The organism is Streptomyces sp. NPDC050619, from assembly GCF_040654815.1.
Lineage (GTDB): Bacteria > Actinomycetota > Actinomycetes > Streptomycetales > Streptomycetaceae > Streptomyces.
On the sequence record NZ_JBFAIR010000018.1, the window covers coordinates 156,163 to 173,625 of the forward strand.

Here is a 17,463-nt window from a genome sequence, read left to right on the forward strand (position 1 = left end):
AGCGGAGTACCCCCATGACTGCCTCCCCCGAAAAGTCCGCTGAAGAGTCCACCGATAAGTCCGCCGCAACGTCCGCCGAACCGGAAATTGCCGTTGAGTCATTGATACGGCACGCCACTGACAATCACGTCTCGCACATCACCCTCAACCGGCCCGAAACCCTCAACGCCATCACCCCTGACCAGCGAGAACGCATCATCCAGCTCCTCTTCGAGGCCTCCGCCGCCACGGACGTACGAGCGGTCGTGATCACGGGAACGGGCCGCGGTTTCTGCACGGGCGCGGATCTGCGGGGTGGCCCGCCGGACGAGGAACGCACGGCAGGTGACGTGGCCCGCACCATCCGCCTCGGCGCCCAGCGCCTCATCGCCGCCGTCCTCGACTGCGAGAAGCCGGTGATCGCCGCCGTGAACGGCACGGCGGCCGGCCTCGGCGCCCATCTCGCCTTCGCCTGCGACCTCGTACTCGCCGCGGAATCCGCCCGGTTCATCGAGGTGTTCGTGCGCCGCGGGCTGGTCCCCGACGGAGGGGGCGCCTATCTCCTCCCCCGTCTGATCGGGCCGCAGCGCGCGAAGGAGCTGATGTTCTTCGGCGACGCACTCGGCGCGGCGGACGCGGAGCGGCTCGGGCTCGTCAACCGGGTCGTCGCGGACGGGGAGTTGGACAAGACGGCCCGCGAGTGGGCCGAACGCCTGGCCACCGGCCCGACCCGCGCCCTCGCCCTGACCAAGCAGCTCGTCAACGCCTCCCTCGACACCGACCGCACGACCGCCTTCGCCGCGGAGGCCGCCGCACAGGAGATCAATATGACGACGGCGGACGCGCGGGAGGGGGTGGCGAGCTTCGTGGCGCGGAGAAGGGCCGAGTTCAGGGGGCGGTGACTCTTCCAATCTGACGTTCCGTCAGATTCACTGGAGGCATGATGGGACACGCAGGAATGGCGGCAGCCGCAGTCCGCTACCTCAGGTCCAGCCCACACTCCGCCCCCGTCGAGGCCTTGCCGCGCCCCGAGTTGCGCTGTGTCCGCGAGGACGAACGGGCACCGATCGACCCGGGGGAATTCCGGCGCGTGCTCGGGACCTTCGCGACCGGCGTGACCGTGATCACCGCACCCCCGGCCGACGGCGCCGACTCCCCCGCCGGCTTCGCCTGCCAGTCCTTCAGCTCCCTGTCCCTCGATCCGCCGCTCGTCGCCTTCATGGTCGGCCGTACGTCGACGACGTGGCCGCGCATCGCCCGCGCGGGCGTGTTCTGCGTGAACGTCCTGGGCGCGGATCAGGGCGAGTTGTGCCGGGCCTTCGCGAAGAGCGGGTCGGACAAGTTCGCCGGCGTCGAGTACGACGCGGCGCCCGTCTCCGGCTCCCCCCGCCTCGCGGGCGCCCCGGCCTGGATCGACTGCACGATCCACGCCGTCCACACCGGCGGCGACCACCTCATCGTGGTCGGCCGGGTGGACGCGCTCGGCACAGCCGGCGGCGACCACGCCCCGCTGCTGTTCCATCAGGGGCGGTTCGGCCGGTTCAGTGCCTGACACCGAGGACCGCCGAGAGACCGCCAAGGGACCACCGAGGGACCTCCGAGAGACCGCCAAGGGGCCACCGACGGACCGCCAAGCGACCACGACAGCTGAGCCGACGCCGGCCCGTCAGGCCACCGCCGCCACCTTCACCGCCGGCCGCCGCCGGATCACCAGCGCCATCAGCGCCGCCGCAGCGCACAGCGCGCCGGACGCGTACCAGACCATGTCGTACGAGCCGAAGACGTCACGTGCCACGCCGCCGAGGAAGGCCACGAGCGCGGCGCCGACCTGGTGGGAGGCGAGGACCCAGCCGAAGACGATCGCGCTGTCCTCGCCGTACTGCTCTCGGCACAGCGCCACGGTGGGCGGGACGGTGGCGACCCAGTCGAGGCCGTAGAAGACGATGAAGAAGAGCATCGACGGGTGGACGCTGGGCGCGAGCAGCATCGGCAGGAAGAGGAGCGAGACGCCGCGCAGGGCGTAGTACACCGCGAGCAGTCGGCGCGGTTCGTAGCGGTCGGTGAACCAGCCGGAGGCGATCGTGCCGACCACGTCGAACACGCCGATGACCGCGAGCAGCGAGGCCGCCGCCTGAACGGGCATGCCGTCGTCGTGGGCGGCGGGCACGAAGTGGGTCTGGATCAGGCCGTTGGTGGAGGCGCCGCAGATCGCGAAGGTGCCCGCGAGCAGCCAGAAGGGGCCGGTGCGGGCGGCGGAGAACAGGACCGTGACCGCTCGGCGGGCGGCGCCTGGGGCGGGCGGCGGCTTCTCCACGAACTCCTTCGCGCCGTACGGCTTCAGGCCCACGTCGGCCGGGTGGTCGCGCAGCAGCAGCCAGACGAAGGGGACGACCGCGAGGGCGGTGAGGGCCACCGTGACGGCGGCCGGGCGCCAGTTGTGCGCCTCGATCATCCAGGACAGCAGCGGCAGGAAGATCAGCTGGCCGGATGCCGAGGCAGCGGTGAGTATGCCGGTCACCAGGCCGCGCCGCGCGGTGAACCAGCGGTTGGTGACCGTCGCGGCGAAGGCCAGCGCCATCGAGCCGGTGCCCAGGCCGACCAGCAGCCCCCAGCACAGCATCAGCTGCCAGGCCGCCGTCATCCAGACCGTCAGACCCGAGCCGATCGCGATCACGGTCAGCGCGACCGCGACCACCCGCCGGATGCCGAAGCGGTCCATCAGGGCCGCCGCGAAGGGCGCGGTCAGTCCGTACAGCGCGAGGTTGATCGAGACCGCCGCGCCGACCGTGCCGCGCGACCAGCCGAACTCCTGGTTCAGGGGGTCCATGAGCAGCCCGGGCAGGGAACGGAAGGCGGCGGCACCGAGGATCGTCACGAAGGTGACGGCGGCGACGAACCAGGCGCGGTGGATGCGGGGCGATCGACGACTCGGCTCGGGTGCCGCTGCGGAGGCCGCGGCTTCGGAAGTCTGGGTCACGACATAGAGCTTCGGCTACGACAGGCACCGGGATCGAGTGGCCCGAAGGACAGCATTCGCTAGGATCGGGCCATGAGCCTTGAGCCCCGCGAGCCCCCAGAGCCGGAATTCCGCCCGCACCGCATCGCCGTCCTCGCCCTCGACGGCCTGCTCCCCTTCGAACTGGGCATCCCGCACCGCATCTTCGGGCGCCCCAAGGACGCCGAGCGACGGCATCTGTACGAGGTCATCACCTGCTCGATCCGGCCGCCGGGCCCGGTCCGGACCGACGCCGACTTCTCCGTGCACGTCCAGAACGGCCCGGAGGCCCTGGCCACCGCCGACACCGTGATCATCCCGGCGTCGTACGAGCTCGGCCCGGTCTTCGAGCAGGGCGTACTGACCGACGAACTGGCCGCCGCGCTCGCGCACATCCGGCCCGGCACCCGGCTCGCCTCCATCTGCACCGGCGTCTACGTCCTGGCCGCCGCCGGCCTCCTCGACGGCCGGCCGGCCACGACGCACTGGGCCGAGGCCGAACATCTCCAGCGCCTCTTCCCGAGGATCAAGGTCGACGCGGACGTGCTGTTCGTCGACGACGGCGACGTACTGACCTCGGCGGGCGTCGCGGCCGGAATCGACCTGTGCCTGCACATGGTGCGCCGCGACCACGGCACGGCCGTCGCCAACGAGGTGGCCCGCCGCACCGTCGTACCACCGCATCGCGACGGCGGGCAGGCGCAGTACATCCACCGCCCGGTGCCCGACCCGCAGCTGGCGACCACGACCTCGGCCCGCGCCTGGGCGCTGGGCCGCCTCCACGAGCCGATCCAGCTGCGGGACATGGCCGAGCAGGAAGCCATGTCCGTACGCACCTTCACGCGCCGCTTCCGCGAGGAGGTCGGCGTCAGCCCCGGCCAGTGGCTCGCCCAGCAGCGGGTGGAACGCGCCCGGCACCTGCTGGAGTCCACCGACCTGTCCGTCGACCAGGTGGCCCGGAACGCCGGCTTCGGCACCGCCCAGTCGATGCGCCAGCACCTACAGACGGCCCTCGGCGTCACCCCCACCGCGTACCGCCGCACCTTCCGAGCCGGGGACGACGGGACCGACAGCGGAAGGACCGACAGCGGAAGGACCGAGAGGTACGGCGAAGCCGGCGCCCTGCGCTGACCGGCCCGCCCGACCCACCTCGCCCCACCAGCCGAGCCCCGTCAGCGCCAGCGTCAGGCCCACCCCGGCCAGGATGGCCGTGGACGGTGTCGTCACCTTGAGCAGGACACCGGCGAGCGACCCCGTCGCCGCGTAACCCGCGCCGGCCGCCGCGTACATGACCGAGTAGCCCGCGGCCAGCGCGCTCGGCGGAAGCGCCTCCCGCAGGGACAGGTTGCGGGTGACCATCGCACACGACTGGAGTGTGCCCCCGACGACCAGCGCGACAGCGATCCCGGCCGTGTCCGGTATCAGCGCGGCGAGGCTCACGCAGACCGACGTCCCGGCCATCAGCGCCACGCTGCGGGTGCGCAGCCGTCCCGGCCAGACGCGGAGGCCGTAGACGAACGCACCGAGCCCTCCGCCCACCGCCATCCCGGTCAGCAGCGGGCCGGACCAGCCGACGCCGATGCCGCGCTGTTCGAGAAGGGCGGGCAGGACGAGTTCGGCCAGTCCGAGCAGGGCCAGACTGGCCGCACCCGCGACGTACACCGGCCAGGCGCCGGCCAGCAGCCGGAGCGTCGACGCGCCCGCCCGGTCCTTTCCGTTCGTGTCGTCCGCGCTCCAGCCGGCCGGAAGGAGCCACAGGCCGGCGACCGAGGACGCCATCAGGACGGCCGCGAGGATCAGCGGGACGCGCGGTGCGACGCCGAGGGCCAGGCCGGCGACAGCGGCCGGGGAGACGGCCCATATGCCGGCCGTCAGCATCGACTCGATGGACAGCGCCTGCGCCGCCGCACGCTCCGGGACCAGCACGGTGAGGAGCGCGCGCAGGCCCCCGGTGACAGCGGCTGGAGCGGCACCGGCGAGGAACGCGAACGCGGCGAGGACGATGGGGTGCGCGTCCGGAAACGCCCCCAGCCCCGCGAATCCGGCCGCTCCGGCCGCGAGGCCGACGGCCAGGTGAACGCGGGCCCGGTCGGGGCGCAGCCGCATCCCGAGGACGGGCGCACCGGCGATCTCACCGATGACGTAGGCCGCCGCGAGGATCGCGCCCAGGGAGTAGCCGCCGGGGCGTTCGCGCACCAGGAAGACCAGGGCCAGCGGGGCCATGGCCACGGGCATGCGGGCGCCGATAGAGGTGCAGGCCCAGGTCAGGACCTGCTTGGAGGCGACGTCGCGGTAACTCATGGAACGACGCTAAAGGTTGCCACCGACAACGCCCCAGGGGATTTCCGGCACCTGTGGAAAACTCCTGGCATGCTCCTGACATAGCATGCTTCTGACACAGCCTGACGTACCCAGAAAAGCTGCTCAGAAAGTCACCACCCCCCGCGCCACCCGCCCCGCCTCCGCATCCCCCACCGCCTTCTCGAAGTCCTCCACCGGATACGTCTCCGTCACCAACTCGTCGAGGAGCAGCCGCCCTTCCCGGTACAGGTCGGCGTACAGCGCGATGTCCCGCTGTGGCCGCGACGCCCCGTACCGGCACCCCAGGATCGACTTGTCCAGGAACAACGACGAGACGAGGAAGGACGCCTCGGCCGTAGCCGGCGGGACACCGAGCAGCACCGCCTGGCCATGACGGTCCAACAGGTCGATGGCCTGGCGGATCAGTTCGACCCGGCCGACGCACTCGAAGGCGTGGTCCGCGCCCGTCGGCAGGACGTCCCGCACGCCCTCCGTCGAGGTCAGGAAGTGTGTCGCGCCGAACCTCCGCGCCACCTCCTCCTTCGCCGGGTTCGCGTCCACCGCGACGATCCGCAGCGCGCCCGCGATCCGCGCCCCCTGGAGGACGTTCAGCCCGATCCCACCCGTGCCGATCACCAGCACGCTGTCCCCACGGTCCACTTTGGCCCGGTTGAGCACGGCACCCACCCCGGTCAGCACCCCGCACCCGATGAGCGCCGCCGACGGCATGGGGATGTCCTTCGGGATGCGGACCGCCTGCACCGCCTTCACCACGGTCCGTTCCGCGAAGGCGGAGTTGGACGCGAACTGGAACACGGGCTGCCCGCCCCGCGTGAACGGCCGCCCCGGCCGCCCGATCGCCTGCCGGCACATCGTCGGCCGCCCCCGGTCGCACTCCGCGCAGGTCCCGCAGTTGGCGAGCGTGGACAGAGCCACGTGGTCACCGGGCCGCACATGCGTGACACCGGACCCCACCGCCTCCACCACCCCCGCCCCCTCGTGGCCGAGCACCACAGGAACCGGGAAAGGTATGGTCCCGTCCACCACGGACAGGTCGCTGTGACACAACCCCGCCGCCGAGATCGCGACCCGCACCTCCCCCGGCCCCGGATCCCGTACGACCAGATCGTCCACGACCTCGATCCGCTTCCCGTCGAACACCACGCCACGCATCACACAGCCCCCTGTCAGGCCTTGGGTTCTCTCGGCAGACCGAGCACGCGCTCGGCGATGATCGTGCGCTGGATCTGGTCGGAGCCGCCGTAGACGGTGTCGGCCCGCGAGAACAGGAACAGGTGCTGCATCGCGTCGAGTTCGTACGGCACCGACGGCGACCAGTCCGCCGGCCCGACCGCCCCCGCCGCGCCCCGCACCCGCATCGCCAGCTCCCCGAGCCGCTGATGCCAGCCGCCCCACAGCAGCTTGGCCACGCTCGGCGCACCGGCGTCGCCCGAACTCCCCAGCGTGCGCAGCGCGTTCCAGCGCATCACGCGCAACTCCGCCCACTGGCGCACGAGCAGGTCCCGTACGACGGGATCGCGCACGGCGCCGGACTCGACGGCGGCTCGCACAACCCTTCCCAGCTCATCCGCGAACCCGACCTGTTGGGCAAGCGTCGAAACCCCTCGCTCGTACCCGAGCAGGCTCATCGCGACCCGCCAGCCGCCGCCCTCACCCCCGACGACGTGCTCCACGCGTGCGCGTGCCCCGTCGAAGAAGACCTCGTTGAAGTCGCTCGTGCCGGTCAACTGCCGGATGGGCCGGACCTCGACGCGCCCCGGCTGGTCCATGGGCACGAGCAGGAAACTCAAGCCCTGGTGGCGCCGCGATCCGGGTTCCGTTCTGGCCAGCACGAAGCACCAGTCCGCCTCGTGGGCCAGCGAGGTCCAGATCTTCTGTCCGGTGATCCGGTACGTCCCGTCCGTGGCCCGTTCGGCCTTCGTACTCACCCCAGCCAGATCCGACCCCGCGCCGGGCTCGCTGTATCCCTGGCACCAGAGTTCCTCACCGGCGGCGACCGGCGGGAGGAAGCGGGACTTCTGCTCCTGAGTGCCGTGGGCGAGGAGAGTGGGGGCGAGCAGGTTCTCGCCGATGTGCCCGGAGCGCGGGGGTGCGGGCGAACGGGCGTACTCCTCGGCCCAGGCGACCTGTTGAGTGAGGGTGGCGGTGCGATTGCCGTACCCGCCCTGGGCCCAACCGAGTCCGATCCAACCTGCTTTGCCGAGGGCGCGTTCCCAGGTCCGGCGGTCCTCCGCACCCTCAGCGTGCACCGCGAGCCATTCCCGCGCCTCGGCCCGGAAGGTCTCGTCCTCGCCGGTGAATCCAAAGTTCACAGGGCTCTCCTCTCAACGCCGAACGCGTCCTGCAACCAAGGGGCGCGGGGAACGGCGCGACAAGCCACAGACAGCCCGCAGCCGCCATCCGCCAGAACCTCCCGAGCTACTAGGCATTAGGCCGCTCCCCAGCCGCAGCAGCCCGTTCCATCCCCTCCACCCGAGCAAGCATCGGCATCGAATCCACCCCCACACTCCCCGGCAGAAACTCCGCGATCCTCTCCGGCGTCCAGGAACCCTCCGCATACCCAGCGCGCAGCTCCCTCGGCTGCGCCCACACCGCGATCTTCGGCCCGGCGATCGTGTACACCTGCCCGGTGATCCCCTGCTCCCGAGCCCCGTCCGAGAGCAGGTAGACCACCAGTGCGGCCACGTCCTCCGGCTCACCGATCTCGGCCAACTCCATCGGTACGTTCGCCGACATCCGCGTACGTGCCACGGGCGCCACGGCGTTGGCGGTCACCCCGTACTTGTGCAGGCCGAGCGCGGCGCTGCGCACCAGCGAGATGATCCCGCCCTTCGCCGCGCTGTAGTTGGCCTGCGACACCGAGCCCTGGTGGTTGCCGCTGGTGAAGCCGATCAAGGTCCCCGCCCGCTGCTGCCGCATCACCGCCGAGGCCGCCCGGAACACCGTGAAGGTGCCCTTGAGATGAGTGGCGATCACCGGATCCCACTCCTCCTCGGCCATGTTGAACAGCATCCGCTCGCGCAGGATCCCGGCCACGCACACCACACCGTCGAGCCGTCCGTACGACGACAGCGCCACGTCGACCACCCGCTGCCCGCCCGCCATCGTCGAGACGTCGTCGGCCACGGCGACCGCGTCCCCGCCCGCCGCCTCGATCTCCTTGACGACGGTCTCGGCGACCTCACTCGTCGGCGAGGCACCGTCCACGGACACGCCGTAGTCGTTGACGACGACGCGTGCTCCCTCGGCCGCCGCACCCAGCGCCACCGCCCGGCCGATGCCCCGCCCGGCGCCGGTCACGGCGACCACCTTGCCTGCCAAGAAGTTCCCCACGCCCGGCCCCTTCCCGCGGTTTCTGACGGACCGTTAGATTTTATGTCCCGTCGGATACGTGAAGACAAGCCCCGGGGAGCAGAGATGTCCATGCCTGCCGAATTCCATGACATCGCCAAGCGCGTGAACAACTGGGGCCGTTGGGGGGCGGACGACGAGATCGGCACCCTCAACCTGATCACCGACGAGGTCGTCCGCGAGGCCGCCGCCTGTGTGCGGACCGGGCGGCGCGTCCCGCTCGCGCTCCCGCTCCGGCAGGACGGCGTGCAGACCGGACTCATGCCGGGGCGGGTCAACCCCCTGCACGCCATGGTGCAGATCAACCAGGAGATCTTCGGCCCGGGGACGGTGGCGTGCAGCGACGACGCCGTGACCATGGGACTACAGGCCGCCACCCACTGGGACGCGCTCACCCACGTCTCGCACTCGGGCCGGCTCTACAACGGCCGCCCGGCCGACACCATCACCCCGCACGGCGGCGCCGAGTTCAGCGGCATCGACAAGGCGCGGCACGTCGTCTCGCGCGGGGTGCTGCTCGACGTGGCCCGGGCGCACCACAAGGACCGGCTCGACGGCTCGCACGCCGTCACCCCCGAGGACCTGGAGGCCGCCGAGGAACTCGCCGGCACGCGCGTGCGTGCCGGTGACATCGTGCTCGTACGGACCGGGCAGATCCAGGTCTACCTGGCCGGGGACAGGGAGGCGTACGGCTATCCGTCACCGGGCCTGTCGATCCGTACGCCGGAGTGGTTCCACGCGCGCGATGTCGCCGCCGTCGCGAACGACACCCTCACCTTTGAGACATTTCCGCCCGAAACAGAGGATTTGTGGCTGCCCGTACACGCGCTCGATCTGGTGGAAATGGGGATGCTTCAGGGCCAGAACTGGAATCTCGAAGAGTTGTCCACAGCCTGTGGAGAAATTGGCCGCTACACGTTCCTGCTGTCGGCGATGCCCGAGCCGTTCGTCGGCGCGACCGGAACCCCCGTGGCACCCATAGCCCTGCTGTAAGCCCCGCCACAGCCCCCCGCCGTAAGAGGTCGTCGGCTGGCGGCGCGCCCCTGCCCGCCCCGAGCACGGCACCGCGCGCCACCACCCGACTTCGGCGTACCTGCCCCGCCCTCCCTTGGCCCCGAGGGAACCGACGCCGAATCACGACCCACACTCGCCGAGGGCTCCCGTCACCGAAGCCCTCGCCGTCCCCTCGCGGCGAATCGCTGACCACAAGCGTGATCAAACGGACACGGAACGTCAACAGCCGTACGGCGATTTATCACTTACGCACCCTTTGGCGTGGCCGCGCACAGAAGCATGTCCCGGCGCACGAATTCACGGCGGATCATGAGGCGACAGCGCTTTCTGCGACCGTGCGCCAGCCCGCGCCGGACCGCGGAGACGTTCACGGCACGCCGCACATCACCCGCCGGTCGCACCGCACTCACACCGCCTCGAACGCCCGCCCCTCGTACGCCGAAGACGCCGAAGACGCCGAAGAAACCGAGGCCGCCGAAGAGACCGAAGCCCCGCCCCCGTAGGCCGTGGCGGTCTCCCGGAACTGTCCGCACCGGTCCACTTCGCACCAGATGCGCTTGCCGGCACCTTCGGGGCTCCAGCCCCAGCGGTCGGCGAGGCCGTCGACGAGGGCGAGACCCCGGCCGCCCGTCTCGTCGCCGTCCACGCACCGCGGCACCGGAGCGCGCTCACTGCGGTCGGCAACCTCGAGACGGACGGTGGCCGACTCCGCCGCCGCGCGCGGCAGCGACAGCCGCAGCACGGCCGGACAGCCGGTGTGCACCACGGCGTTGGTGACGAGCTCGGACACGAGCAGGATCAGGGTCTCCGCGAGCGACTCGTCGTCCCCTATCCCGGACCCGGCGAGGCGCGAACGGGCCCACCGCCGGGCCCGCCCCACCTCCGCGGGGTCGGGCCGGATCTCCAGCTGCACTTGAAGGACCTGCACCGCTCACACCATCCGAACCGGCAGACACATAGCCTCGCGCCTCACGAGGGCCACGATCGTAGCCATTTTTTGCATGACCAGAACAACGGCCAGAGTCAGGGTCACGGAACGTGAGTCCCTTACGAGAAAGCATGGTTGACGTACAGTCACCCCAACAAGCGCTTCGGGCATATTCCAGCGCGAAGGAGTACCCGTGCGGCATACTGTGCGACGCTCGTCGCGGGGAGTCGAACAGGCGGGATCCGTAGGCGTTCCCGCCCTGCGAGCAGCGGCGCGCACCACCGGATCCGGGGCCGCCCCAGGGGCAACACCGGCCTGGCTCATGCTCGGACCCACTCGCATCCCTCGCATCTCACACAAGGTACCGGAGCGGGTCTCCGACTCCGGGACGTGACGAGTCACGCATAGGACACAACCCGATATCAACGCTCCGTGATTCCGGTATGCCACAATCCGCGACATCCGTTCCGGCCGTCTCGACGACACCGCAGCCCGGCACGTTTCTGCGCCCTTCAGGCCGTGAGATCGGCCGCGAGGAGTTCCTCACTCTCCGTGCCCCCACCGCCACGTTGCGCCCGCACCCAGGCCCGCTTGAGATGCAGGTGCACCTCGCACTCCCAGGTGAAGCCCATGCCGCCGTGCACCTGGAGACAGTCCCGGGCACCGCGTACGGCGGCCTCGTCGGCGAGCAGCCGGGCCGCGGCGATGTCCGCGGGATCGGCGGTGACGGCGGCGGCGTACACGGCCGCCCGGGCCGTCTCCACCCGCACCAGCATGTCGGCACACAGATGCTTGACCGCCTGGAAGCCCCCGATCGGCTGCCCGAACTGTTCGCGCGCCCGGGCGTGTTCCACCGCCAACTCGCACGCGCGCGTGGCGGTGCCCAGCTGCTCGGCGGCGGTGAGCAGAACGGCGACGGGATCCGGTGCGCCTGTGATGACGGGATCCGGAGGACTCGTGGTGACGGGACCCGGAGGACTCACGGTGCCGGAATCCGGACGGCTCGCACTGACGGAACCCGGAGGACTGGTGGTGCCGGAATCCGGAGGACTGGTGGTGCCGGAATCCGGAGGACTGGTGGTGCCGGAATCCGGACGGCTCGCTATGACGGAACCCGGAGGACTGGTGGTGCCGGAACCCGGTGGGCTCGCGATGACCGCCACCCGATGCAGCGGCGTCAACGGATCCACCGACCGCAGCGGTACGGCCCCCGCCGCCTCCCCCCGTACGACATCCGCCTCCGCCAGCCACTCCACCAGCCCTCCGTCGACGGCCGCCACGACCGCTTCCCCGGTGGCCGCACCCGGCACCACCCCCGCCGCGAGATGCGTGGCGATCAGCGGCCCCGGCAGCAGTGCGCGCCCCGCCTCCTCGAAGGCCAACACCGTCTCCGGCAGGCCGAGTCCGACCCCGCCGTCCGCCTCGGGCAGCCGTAGCGCGAAGAACCCGGCCTCGCCGAGTTCCCGCCACAGGGCGCGGTCCAGCGCGGGCGCCTCCACGGCCGCCCGCAGCGCCGCGCCGTCGAACCGGCGTGCCAGCAGCTGTCGTACGCCGTCCCGCAAGGCGCGTTGATCATCGGTGAGTTGGAATCTCATACGCTCACCGGCCCTTCGGCAGTCCGAGGATCCGCTCGGCCACGATGTTCCGCTGGATCTGCGAGGTGCCGGCGGCGATGGTGTACGACAGCGAGGACAGCCGGTCCAGCGTCCACGGCCGGTCGAGGTCGAGACAGTCCAGGCCGAGGACGTCGGCCGCGGCGTCGTACAGCTCCTGCCTCGCGTGCGAGTACCTCAGTTTGAAGACCGAGCCCCCCACGCCCGGGACCCCGCCGCTCACCTCCGCCGCGCTCACGTTCCACTGGGTCAGCCGCCACAGGGCGCGGAACTCGGCGTTGAGCCGGCCAAGCCGCCGACGGAGCGCGGGATCGTCCCAGCGGCCGTTCTTCCGTGCCGTACGGGCGAGTTCGCCCAGTACGCGCCGGCAGGCCACGACCTCGCCGACGAAGGCCGTGCCGCGTTCGAAGGAGAGCGTCACCATGGTCACCCGCCAGCCGTCGTTCTCGTCCCCGACCCGGTGGGCAACCGGCACCCGCACCTCGTCGAGGAACACCTCGGCGAACTCGGCGGATCCGGCGAGGGTTTTCAGGGGCCGGATGGTGATGCCGGGCGCGTCCATGGGCATGGCGAGCCACGTGATGCCCCGGTGTTTCGGCGCCTGCGGATCGGTCCGCACCAACAACTCGCACCAGTCGGCGACTTCGGCGTGCGAGGTCCAGATCTTGGATCCGCTCACCACATAGTCGTCGCCGTCCCTACGCGCGCGCGTGCGCAGCGCCGCGAGGTCGCTGCCCGCGTCCGGTTCGCTGAAGCCCTGGCACCACACCTCCTCGCCACGCAGGACGGGCGGCAGCCAGCGCGCCCGCTGCTGGGCCGTCCCCTCGGCGGCAATGGTCGGCCCCGCGTGCAGCAGGCCGACGAAGTTGGCCCCCACGTAGGGGGCGCCCGCCTTCTCGGTCTCCTCCAGGAAGATCAGGTGCTGGGTGGGGGTGGCGCCCTGCCCGCCCGCGTCGACGGGCCAGTGCAGGCCCGCGTACCCGGCGTCGTACAGCATGCGCTGCCAGCCGAGATCGTAGGCGCGGCGCCCGGGCCAGTCGTCCGGGGACGGCTTCGGCGGCAGCGAGGGCAGCGCCTTCGCGAGCCATTCCCGCAGCCGCGCCCGGAACTCCTCCTCCTCGGGTGTGTACGAGAGGTCCATGGGCTATTTGTCGAAGTCGAGGTCCAGCATGCGGATCGCGTTGCCCCGCATCAGCTTGTAGACCGTCTCGTCGTCGAGGCCCTTCACATGGTCCAGGGCGACTTCCTTGGTGTGCGGGAAGGTCGAGTCGACGTGCGGGTAGTCGGTCTCGAAGGTGGCGTTGTCCCGGCCGATCACGTCCAGCGAGGCGATGCCGTGCTTGTCGCGGAAGAAGCAGCAGAAGATCTGCCGGTAGTAGTACGTCGACGGCGGCTCCGGGATCAGATCCCTGACGCCGCCCCAGGCGCGGTGCTCCTCCCAGACGTCGTCGGCGCGCTCCAGGGCGTACGGGATCCAGCCCATCTGGCCTTCGGAGTAGGCGAGCTTGAGTGCCGGGAACTTCACCAGCACCCCACTGAAGAGGAAGTCCATCATCGAGGCCATGGCGTTGTTGAAGCTCAGCGAGGCCTGGACGGCGGGCGGCGCGTCGGGCGAGGCGGCCGGCATCTGCGAGCTGCTGCCGATGTGCATGTTGACGACCGTCCCGGTCTCCTCGCAGACCGCGAAGAACGGGTCCCAGTAGCCGGAGTGGATGGACGGCAGCCCGAGGTAGGTGGGGATCTCGGAGAAGGTCACCGCCTTCACCCCGCGGGCCGCGTTGCGCCGGATCTCCGCGACGGCGAGCTCGATGTCCCACAGCGGGATCAGGCACAGCGGGATGAGCCGCCCGCCGCTGTCACCGCACCACTCCTCCACCATCCAGTCGTTGTAGGCGCGCACACAGGCCAGCGCGACCTCCTTGTCCTGCGCCTCGGCGAAGGTCTGCCCGCAAAAACGCGGGAACGACGGGAAGCACAGGGAGGCCTCGACGTGGTTGAGATCCATGTCCTTGAGGCGCTCGACGGGGTCCCAGCAGCCGGGCCGCATCTCCGCGTACGTGATGCCCTCCAGGGTCATCTCGTCGCGGTCGAAGCCGACGGCGGCGATGTTGCGCTTGTACGGGGACTTCAGGTCCTCGTAGATCCACCAGTCGGCGAGTGGCCCGTCCGGGTCCATCGTGATCCGGTACTTGCCGCCGATGTAGGCGAGTTCGCCGATGCCGGCGGTGAGGTGCTGGGGTCCGCGGTCCCGGTACTTCTTCGGCAGCCAGGTCTCGAAGAGGTGCGCGGGCTCGATCACGTGGTCGTCGACGCTGATGATGCGGGGCAGTTCGGTCATGTTCCCCTCCGCCGGATGGATGTATCTGACGACCTCAGCTCCATCTGAGTACTCATCCGAGGCTCTATCTGATGGGTCGTCAGATAACGCGCTAGAGGAAGGCTAGCCCCGCACCCCTGGACCGACAAGGCGACGAGCCCTACCCTCTCCCCACGATCTGACTGACCGTCAGCTGAGCAGCAGGGGGCCGTCATGAACGACACCGCGCACGCCCTAAGCACCGCCCGCACCCTCTGGGACCTGGTGAGCCGCCGCGCCGACCTCACCCCCGACCGCCCGGTCCTCCTCCAGGAGGATCGCGTGCTCAGCTTCGGAGAGCTGCGGGAGAGGGCCGAGCGGGTGGCGGCGGGCCTGTACGACATGGGCGTACGCCCCGGCACGGTCGTCGCCTGGCAGCTGCCCACCCGCATCGAGACGGCCCTGCTGTCCTTCGCGCTGGCCCGCCTGGGCGCCGTACAGACACCGGTCATCCCCTTCTACCGGGACCGCGAGGTCGGGTTCGCGCTGCGGGAGTCCAAGGCCGAGTACTTCGCCGTACCGGGTGTGTGGCGCGGCTTCGACCACGGGGAGATGGCGCGGCGGCTGGGGGCGAAGGGCATCTTCGAGGCGTACGACAGCCTCCCCGAAGGGAATCCGGCCGTCCTGCCCCCGCCACCGGCCGAGGGGACGGACGTCCGCTGGATCTACTGGACCTCGGGCACGACCTCCGCCCCCAAGGGCGTCCTCCACACGGACCGTTCGCTGATCGCGGGCGGGTCCTGCCTCGCCCACGCGCTGTGCCTGTCGGCGGACGACGTGGGCTCGATGGCCTTCCCGTACGCGCATATCGCCGGGCCGGACTACACGGTGATGCTGCTGCTGTACGGCTTCCCCGCGGTGATGTTCGAGCAGTTCGCACTGCCGGACGCGCTGGCGGAGTACCGCAGGCACGGGGTGACGGTGGCGGGCGGTTCGACGGCGTTCTACTCGATGTTCCTGACCGAGCAGCGCAAGCGGCCGGGAACCCCGGTCATTCCCTCCCTACGACTGCTCGCGGGCGGCGGGGCGCCCAAGCCGCCGGAGCTGTACCACGCCGTCGTACGGGAGATGGGGGTACGGCTCACCCACGGATACGGCATGACCGAGGTGCCGATGATCACGATGGGGGCGCCGGACGACACGGCGGAGAACCTGGCGACGACGGAGGGGCGACCGCCTCAGGGGATGGAGATACGGATCGTGGACGGGGAGGTGCGGTTGCGCGGAGAGGCCGTGTGCCGGGGGTATCTGGACCCCTCCCAGACGGCGGAGGCCTTCGACGAGGAGGGTTTCCTGCGCACCGGCGACCTCGGGCAGTTGACGGACAGCGGGCATCTGGTGCTCACCGGCCGGCTGAAGGACGTGATCATCCGCAAGGGCGAGAACATCTCGGCACAGGAGATCGAGGACCTGCTGCACCGGCATCCCGGCGTCGGGGACGTGGCCGTGATAGGGCTGCCGGACGCCGAACGCGGGGAGCTGGTCTGTGCGGTGGTTGAACAGACTGACGGGGCCGAGGAGTTGGCCCTGGGAGAGGTGACGTCGTTCCTGCGCGCGGAAGGGCTGTCGACGCACAAGCTGCCGGAGCGGCTGGAGGTGGTGGACGCCCTTCCGCGGGGCGAGACGCTGCGGAAGGTGCTGAAGTACAAGCTGCGCGAACGTTTTTCGGGGTCGTGAGGCGGCGGTTGACGTGGGGCGGCGTTATTCGGGCACGGTGAAGTAACGGGCGAAGGCCGGCACGATCTCCGCCTCCCCCACCTTGCCGTCCGCGTCGGTGTCGAGGGCGGCGGCGGCCCCTTGCGCGGCCTCGTCACTCGCACCGAGGGCCTTCAGCACCCGTGCGGTGTCGGCGATGGTGGCGCGGCCGTCCCCGTCGGTGTCGGCGACGTCGAGGACCGCGCGCAGAAAGGGACGGGCGATCTCGGCGAACCGGTCCGGGTTGTCACGCAGGCGCTTGACGGCGCTGTTCACGAACTCGTCCCGGGTGATGCGCTGGTCGCCGTCCCGGTCCGCGATGCCGGCCATGCCCTGCCAGAACGCCTCGGCGCCGAGGTACAGGGCCTGTCCCTTGTCGGAGCGGGCCGCCGTACCGAACTCCGCGAGCACTGCCTTGGCCGCCGCGCTGAAGTCCAGCCGGTCGATGTAGCCGTTGCCATCCTGGTCGAAGGTGGCGAACCGGGCGGCGATCCTGCGCTCGTACTCGCTGCTGACCATGTCTTTCCTGCCGCCTTACGTCACGTCGTGCGCGAGGCCCTCCGCCCCCCCGCGGAGCGTACGACGCGGGAGGCACTCCGGGCGCGGGAAAGCGGCGGTTGTGCCAAGACCGGGGGAATTTCGGGACAACCGTGTGGCAGTCGCGCGTCCGGAGTGGTCGCCGTGCCGAGCGGCTTCACGCCGACAGCGGGTCCACTTCCTCCTCGAGCGCGGACGCCAGGTCCGGATGGACGTCGAACAGGCGGCGGACGCCCAGGGCGGCCAGGACCCGGTTGACGTGGGAGCCGTCCACCGCGCCATTGGCCGGCAGTATCAGGCGCAGCCGGCCCTGGCAGGAACGGATGAGGCGGCGGGCGGCGATCAGGACGCCGACGCCGCTCGAATCGCAGAAGAAGACCTCGGAGAGGTCGAGGACGAGATCGTGACGGCCCTCGGCCACCGCGTCGTGCACCCGCTGACGCAGCGCCGGCGACGTCACCAGGTCCAGCTCGCCCGACACCCGGAGCACGGCCCACTCGCCCTGCCCACCACCGGTCACATTGAACGCCACCACCATGCCCCTCACTCGCCGGAAAACAAACGGAAGCCATCCCTACGCTTCCTTGCAGCGCGGCTGCCCAGCGGCCGTTCCCTGAAACACCGGCCAGAAAACGGATACCGCTCAGAACAGGCTTGTTCTAGTCGTATTCGA

Annotated in this window: 15 protein-coding genes and 1 pseudogene; 5 read left to right on the forward strand and 11 right to left on the reverse strand. The window is 70.7% G+C overall.

All coding sequences use genetic code 11. The features are described 5' to 3' along the window. Window positions 1-14 precede the first annotated feature (14 nt). Together AB0I77_RS28110 and AB0I77_RS28115 are read left to right on the forward strand one after the other, a co-directional pair. Window positions 15-881, forward strand: coding sequence for an enoyl-CoA hydratase-related protein (locus tag AB0I77_RS28110; RefSeq protein WP_363285490.1), 867 nt, complete (start codon window positions 15-17; stop codon window positions 879-881). 41 nt (window positions 882-922) lie between these two features. Beyond that, complete coding sequence (locus AB0I77_RS28115) at window positions 923-1,531, forward strand: flavin reductase family protein (protein WP_363285543.1); 609 nt, start codon at window positions 923-925, stop codon at window positions 1,529-1,531. A 114-nt stretch (window positions 1,532-1,645) separates the two neighbouring features. Here the strand turns inward: AB0I77_RS28115 and AB0I77_RS28120 are convergent, their stop codons facing one another. Further along, window positions 1,646-2,956: an MFS transporter gene (locus AB0I77_RS28120; protein ID WP_363285491.1), complete on the reverse strand. Its 1,311-nt coding sequence runs from the start codon at window positions 2,954-2,956 to the stop codon at window positions 1,646-1,648. Between the two features lie 72 nt (window positions 2,957-3,028). On the opposite strand from AB0I77_RS28120, the gene AB0I77_RS28125 reads away from it, so the two are divergent. Continuing rightward, the gene (locus tag AB0I77_RS28125) at window positions 3,029-4,105 is read left to right on the forward strand and encodes a helix-turn-helix domain-containing protein (RefSeq protein WP_363285492.1); all 1,077 of its coding nucleotides are present in this window, start codon (window positions 3,029-3,031) and stop codon (window positions 4,103-4,105) included. Here the strand turns inward: AB0I77_RS28125 and AB0I77_RS28130 are convergent. The 4 genes and pseudogenes from AB0I77_RS28130 to AB0I77_RS28145 form a co-directional block, all read right to left on the reverse strand. Beyond that, window positions 4,100-5,275: pseudogene (locus tag AB0I77_RS28130) on the reverse strand (MFS transporter); the annotation flags it as partial. The gene AB0I77_RS28125 and the pseudogene AB0I77_RS28130 sit on opposite strands and share 6 nt — an antisense overlap. Before the next feature lie 123 nt (window positions 5,276-5,398). Next, entirely contained in the window at window positions 5,399-6,448 is a 1,050-nt protein-coding gene (locus AB0I77_RS28135) for a Zn-dependent alcohol dehydrogenase (RefSeq protein ID WP_363285493.1), read from the reverse strand. A 14-nt stretch (window positions 6,449-6,462) separates the two neighbouring features. Further along, window positions 6,463-7,608, reverse strand: a complete 1,146-nt coding sequence (locus tag AB0I77_RS28140; protein ID WP_363285494.1) for an acyl-CoA dehydrogenase family protein — start codon at window positions 7,606-7,608, stop codon at window positions 6,463-6,465. 109 nt (window positions 7,609-7,717) lie between these two features. Next, window positions 7,718-8,629, reverse strand: a complete 912-nt coding sequence (locus AB0I77_RS28145; protein ID WP_363285495.1) for an SDR family NAD(P)-dependent oxidoreductase — start codon at window positions 8,627-8,629, stop codon at window positions 7,718-7,720. An 84-nt stretch (window positions 8,630-8,713) separates the two neighbouring features. On the opposite strand from AB0I77_RS28145, the gene AB0I77_RS28150 reads away from it, so the two are divergent. Next, on the forward strand, window positions 8,714-9,640 hold the full coding sequence (locus tag AB0I77_RS28150; protein WP_363285496.1) for a cyclase family protein: 927 nt from the start codon (window positions 8,714-8,716) through the stop codon (window positions 9,638-9,640). Between the two features lie 427 nt (window positions 9,641-10,067). Here AB0I77_RS28150 and AB0I77_RS28155 read toward each other — a convergent pair whose 3' ends face one another. The 4 genes from AB0I77_RS28155 to AB0I77_RS28170 all read right to left on the reverse strand — a co-directional run bounded on the left by AB0I77_RS28155 (window position 10,068) and on the right by AB0I77_RS28170 (window position 14,540). After that, a complete protein-coding gene (locus AB0I77_RS28155; RefSeq protein ID WP_363285544.1) occupies window positions 10,068-10,574 on the reverse strand; it encodes an ATP-binding protein in 507 nt (168 codons plus the stop codon). 527 nt (window positions 10,575-11,101) lie between these two features. After that, entirely contained in the window at window positions 11,102-12,184 is a 1,083-nt protein-coding gene (locus AB0I77_RS28160; RefSeq protein WP_363285497.1) for an acyl-CoA dehydrogenase family protein, read from the reverse strand. A 4-nt stretch (window positions 12,185-12,188) separates the two neighbouring features. Continuing rightward, window positions 12,189-13,343 (reverse strand): acyl-CoA dehydrogenase, encoded by a 1,155-nt coding sequence (locus AB0I77_RS28165; protein WP_363285498.1) that lies wholly within the window; start codon window positions 13,341-13,343, stop codon window positions 12,189-12,191. 3 nt (window positions 13,344-13,346) lie between these two features. Continuing rightward, entirely contained in the window at window positions 13,347-14,540 is a 1,194-nt protein-coding gene (locus AB0I77_RS28170) for an amidohydrolase family protein (RefSeq protein WP_363285499.1), read from the reverse strand. 192 nt (window positions 14,541-14,732) lie between these two features. On the opposite strand from AB0I77_RS28170, the gene AB0I77_RS28175 reads away from it, so the two are divergent. Beyond that, window positions 14,733-16,235 carry an AMP-binding protein gene (locus AB0I77_RS28175; RefSeq protein WP_363285500.1) on the forward strand — a complete coding sequence of 501 codons (1,503 nt, stop codon included), beginning with the start codon at window positions 14,733-14,735 and terminating at the stop codon, window positions 16,233-16,235. A gap of 24 nt (window positions 16,236-16,259) precedes the next feature. Here the strand turns inward: AB0I77_RS28175 and AB0I77_RS28180 are convergent, their stop codons facing one another. Both AB0I77_RS28180 and AB0I77_RS28185 read right to left on the reverse strand, forming a co-directional pair. After that, on the reverse strand, window positions 16,260-16,772 hold the full coding sequence (locus AB0I77_RS28180) for an EF-hand domain-containing protein (RefSeq protein ID WP_363285501.1): 513 nt from the start codon (window positions 16,770-16,772) through the stop codon (window positions 16,260-16,262). 175 nt (window positions 16,773-16,947) lie between these two features. Further along, entirely contained in the window at window positions 16,948-17,328 is a 381-nt protein-coding gene (locus AB0I77_RS28185) for an STAS domain-containing protein (RefSeq protein ID WP_363285502.1), read from the reverse strand. Window positions 17,329-17,463: the final 135 nt, after the last annotated feature.

Coding starts and splice junctions, on each gene's coding strand:
- AB0I77_RS28160 (WP_363285497.1), bottom strand. CDS start 12,184: ATGAGATTCCAACTCACCGATGATCAACGCGCCTTGCGGGACGGCGTA.
- AB0I77_RS28170 (WP_363285499.1), bottom strand. CDS start 14,540: ATGACCGAACTGCCCCGCATCATCAGCGTCGACGACCACGTGATCGAG.
- AB0I77_RS28125 (WP_363285492.1), top strand. CDS start 3,029: ATGAGCCTTGAGCCCCGCGAGCCCCCAGAGCCGGAATTCCGCCCGCAC.
- AB0I77_RS28180 (WP_363285501.1), bottom strand. CDS start 16,772: ATGGTCAGCAGCGAGTACGAGCGCAGGATCGCCGCCCGGTTCGCCACC.
- AB0I77_RS28165 (WP_363285498.1), bottom strand. CDS start 13,343: ATGGACCTCTCGTACACACCCGAGGAGGAGGAGTTCCGGGCGCGGCTG.
- AB0I77_RS28135 (WP_363285493.1), bottom strand. CDS start 6,448: ATGCGTGGCGTGGTGTTCGACGGGAAGCGGATCGAGGTCGTGGACGAT.
- AB0I77_RS28150 (WP_363285496.1), top strand. CDS start 8,714: ATGTCCATGCCTGCCGAATTCCATGACATCGCCAAGCGCGTGAACAAC.
- AB0I77_RS28185 (WP_363285502.1), bottom strand. CDS start 17,328: ATGGTGGTGGCGTTCAATGTGACCGGTGGTGGGCAGGGCGAGTGGGCC.
- AB0I77_RS28175 (WP_363285500.1), top strand. CDS start 14,733: ATGAACGACACCGCGCACGCCCTAAGCACCGCCCGCACCCTCTGGGAC.
- AB0I77_RS28115 (WP_363285543.1), top strand. CDS start 923: ATGGGACACGCAGGAATGGCGGCAGCCGCAGTCCGCTACCTCAGGTCC.
- AB0I77_RS28110 (WP_363285490.1), top strand. CDS start 15: ATGACTGCCTCCCCCGAAAAGTCCGCTGAAGAGTCCACCGATAAGTCC.